The 3806-nt window shown below is 72.1% G+C and carries 3 protein-coding genes; 2 read left to right on the top strand and 1 reads right to left on the bottom strand.

Annotated elements, in window-relative coordinates; all coding sequences use genetic code 11:
• On the top strand, positions 1–1990 hold a 1990-nt coding region (locus tag H0W38_RS18555; RefSeq protein ID WP_292456869.1), incomplete at its 5' end, for a sensor histidine kinase.
• A gap of 156 nt (positions 1991–2146) precedes the next feature.
• Here H0W38_RS18555 and H0W38_RS18550 read toward each other — a convergent pair.
• Entirely contained in the window at positions 2147–2761 is a 615-nt protein-coding gene (locus tag H0W38_RS18550; RefSeq protein ID WP_292456866.1) for a glutathione S-transferase N-terminal domain-containing protein, read from the bottom strand.
• 143 nt (positions 2762–2904) lie between these two features.
• On the opposite strand from H0W38_RS18550, the gene H0W38_RS18545 reads away from it, so the two are divergent.
• On the top strand, positions 2905–3806 hold a 902-nt coding region (locus H0W38_RS18545; RefSeq protein WP_292456863.1), incomplete at its 3' end, for a DUF898 family protein.

Below are 3806 nucleotides of genomic sequence, written 5' to 3'. Positions count from 1 at the left end.
GCGCCGCGCTGTTGCGCTGCGCGCGCTGCTCTCGGCGCTCGCCGTTTCGCTGCTCGGGCTGGTCGGCTGCGACGGGGCGTCGAAGGCCGGCGCCGGCAGCGCGCAGGAGCTGCGCGCGGCCGCCCGAATGGAGGCGGGTCGCGAACGCGTGGTCGCGCTGCCCGATCCCTGGGAAGACACCGCGCGCCAGTCGGTCGCCGCCGTGCGCTACCGGCTGGTGCTGCCCGACGCCGCGCTGCGGACGCATCAATCGGCGCTGTTCGTGCCGCACCCCGGCACGGTGTTTGGCGTGCGCCTCAACGGCCGCGCGCTGCTCTCGTTCGGCGCGCCTTCGCCGGCCGATCCCCAGGCCCTGCCGGAAACCATGGTGGAGCCGCTGCTCCTGCCGTTGCCGCAGGCGCTGCTGCGGCCGGCCGACAACGAGATCGAGATCGAGGTGAGTGGCATGTCGCCGCGCGGTGCGGGCCTGTCGACCGTTTGGGTCGGGCCGCTGGCCGAACTCGAGCCGCTGCACCGGGCGCTGGACAGCCACCAGGTGCGCGGCGCCTGGGTGGTGAGCGCGGCGGCCACCGTGATGGGCGCGCTGGCGCTGCTGCTGGCCTGGCGCGCGCAGCGCTTCGTGTATGCCTGCTTCGGTGCGGCCAGCCTGCTGTGGGCCTGGCGCATGTCGGGCGTGCAGCTCGGCGGCGGCGGCGTGTGGCCGCCGGTGGGCGCGGTGCTGTTCCATGCCTCGCAGGCCTGGTTCGTGGTGCTGATGGCGCTGTATGCACTGGCCGCGATCGGCCGCGACACGCTGCGGGTGCGCCGCGTGCTGGCCGGCTGGGCGCTGGCGGTGCTGCTGCTCGCGGTGACGATCACGCTGCTCGATGCGCCGCTGCTGCGCGGCGTGCTGCTCGGCGGCACGCTGCTCGTCATCGGCTGGCTGCTGCCGGTGCTGTTCGCCGAGGCCTGGCGCGAGCGCAGCACCGCGGCGCTGCTGCTGAGCGCCGCGGCGCTGGCCAGCGTGGTGGTCGGTGCGCGCGATTTCGTGGTGTTCCGCGTGCTGCACGACTACGGTGCGGTGACGTGGAGCCGCTACACCATCCTGCTGTTGCTCGCCGTGCTGGCCTGGCTGCTGGTGGACGAATTCGCGCGTGCCGGCGCGGCGCTGCGCGGCCTCAACCGCGACCTGCAAGACCGCGTGGCCGAAAAGGAGCGCGAACTGCAGGCGGCCTTCGAGGCCACCCGCGAGCAGGAGCGCACGCAGGCGGTCATGGCCGAGCGCGACCGCATCCTGCGCGAGATGCACGACGGCCTGGGGGGGCGCCTGGTCGCCGCGCTGGCCCTGACCGCGCAGGTCGCGCGCCAGTCGGCCCCTCCGGCCGGCGGCGAGCGGCGCAGCGTCCACCAGCCGCTGAACGACCTGAAGCTCACGCTCGACGACTGCCTCGTCGAGCTGCGCCTGGCCCTCGATTCGCTGGAAACCGATCAGCGCCCGCTGGTCGAATCGCTCGGCGAGCTTCGCTTTCGGGTCGAGCCTTCGCTGCGCGCGGCCGGCGTGCGCCTGGTCTGGCAAGTGGGCGATGCGGCCAGCGAAGTGGAGCTCGCGGCCGGCGACACGCTGCACGTGCTGCGCATCGTGCGCGAGGCGCTCACCAACGTCATCAAGCATGCCCAGGCAACGGTGGCCTGGCTGCAGCTGGAAACGAAGGAGGACGGCGCGCTGGTGCTCAGCGTGATCGACAACGGCCTGAAGCAGCGCAGCGCCGAGGACAGCCAACCCGTGCCGCTGTTCGTGCCCGAGAGCATCGTGCGCGGCGGCCGCGGCCTGGCCAACATGCAGCGCCGCGCCGCCGCGCTCGGCGCCGCGTTGGAGAGCGGGCCGCATCCGGAGGGCTGGGCGGTCACGTTGCTGCTGCCGCGGCAACCGGCCGGCCTTGCCGACCGGGCCGGGGCCGAGGGCGGCGTCGCGGCCGCGGGCTCGGCCCGCCCTGACGGTGCTGCGGCCTAAGGCCTGTTTCCCGGAGTGACGCGAGCCCAGCGGTGACAGGCCCGGAGAAAAAGGGGCCCGGACGTCGGGCTCAACCCGAACGTGACGCGATCGACGGATGTGACCGCGGGTGCGTTGCTTCGTCACGGCCGCCGCGACGGTGACGGCGAACGAGGCTCAGCGCGGCGCCGTGTCGATGAAACTCTGCCGCAGCGCCAGCTTGTCGGCCAGACGGGCCAGGCTCGGGTGGGTTTGCCGCCATTCGATCTGCGGAAAGCGGAACTCGAGCCAGCTCAGCGCGCAACCGACCGCGATGTCGGCCAGCGTGAAATGCCCGCCGGCGCACCAGGGCCGCTCGTCCAGGCCTTCGCTCATCGCCCGCAGCGTGGCCTGCACCTTGGCGAGCTGGCGATCGATCCAGGCCTGCGAGCGCTGTTCCGGCGTGCGGCCGCCCCACTTTTCTTCCAGACGGGCCAGGATGGCGGCGTCGAGCAGGCCGTCGGCCAGCGCCTCCCAGGTGCGCACCTCGATGCGCTCGCGCCCCAGCGGCGGGATCAGCTTGCCCACCGGCGAGAGCGTGTCGAGGTACTCGACGATGACGCGCGAATCGAACACCGCCTCGCCGCCTTCCATCACGAGGCAGGGCACCTTGCCCAGCGGGTTGGCCTCGGTGATGCTGCTTTCGCTGGCCCACACGTCCTCGAGCTCGAGTTTGTAGTCGAGCCTTTTTTCTGCCATCACGATGCGGACCTTGCGCACGTAGGGGCTGGCGAGCGAACCGATGAGTTTCATGGGGCGAGGGGTGGGCCGGGGATGGCGGGATTCTAGGGAACGGCGGACCCCCGCGCCTGAGCGTCTGTCCGCATGGAAGCCGGGCCGTGGACGGTGCAGGCGGCTACAGTGCCCGCCATCTTCTTGCCCGACAGGAGCCGTTCATGGCCGAATCCGCGGTGCTGCCCAGCCGCCCGCCGACTTCGCGGCCGGTCGATCTGTCGCGCCGACACCCCGAGGTCGAGGATTACCTTCGCCCGGGCCCGCGCCGCTTCAGCGGCCATGCCCATCCGCTGTCCTTCACCGGCTCGGGCAGCGAGTACTTCCGCATCTGGATCGTCAACCTGCTGCTCACCTTGCTGACCCTCGGCGTCTATTACCCGTGGGCCAGGGTGCGCAAGCTGCGCTACTTCCACACCAACACCGAAATCGCCGGCCATGCGCTCGATTTCCACGGCGAGCCCCGCAAGATGCTGCGCGGTCTGGTGTTGATGGCGGTGTTGCTCGGCGCTTACAGCGTTGCCGGCGAGGTGTCGCCCACGGCCGGCACGATCGCCTTCGTGCTGCTGGCCGGCGTGTGGCCGGCGCTGTGGCGCGCCTCGCTGCAGTTCCGGCTCGCCAACACGAGCTGGCGCGGCTTGCGGTTTCGTTTCACCGGTGGCATGGCAGGCGCCTATGGCGTGTTCGCGTTGCCGCTCGCGGCCGCGCTCGCGCTCGGCGTCGGCCTCGCGGTGCTGCTGCCCGCCCTGCGCAACCAGCCGCTGGCCGCCGGGTTGCTCGCGCTCGGCGCGCTGGCGGCAGCCTTGCTACTGCTGCCTTACGGCTGGCTGCGCCTGAAGCGCTACCAGCACGGCCACTACGCCTATGCGCAACAGCAGACCGAACTGCGCGTGGCGCTGCGCGTCGCGTACGGCGCGTTCGTGCGCATTGCCGGGGTGGCGCTGCTGGTGCTGCTCCTCGCGGTGGGGCTGCTGGCCGGGCTGGCGGTCGTCGTCGGCGAAAGCGCGCGGGCGTTGCTCGGCCTGGCGCCGGTGGCCTTCGTGTTGCTGCTGTTGATGGTGCAGAT

The organism is Methylibium sp., from assembly GCF_013817365.1.
In the GTDB taxonomy this organism is placed as follows: domain Bacteria; phylum Pseudomonadota; class Gammaproteobacteria; order Burkholderiales; family Burkholderiaceae_C; genus Methylibium.
Note: the sequence above shows the minus strand (reverse complement) of the source record. Positions and strands in the feature narration are given on the sequence as shown.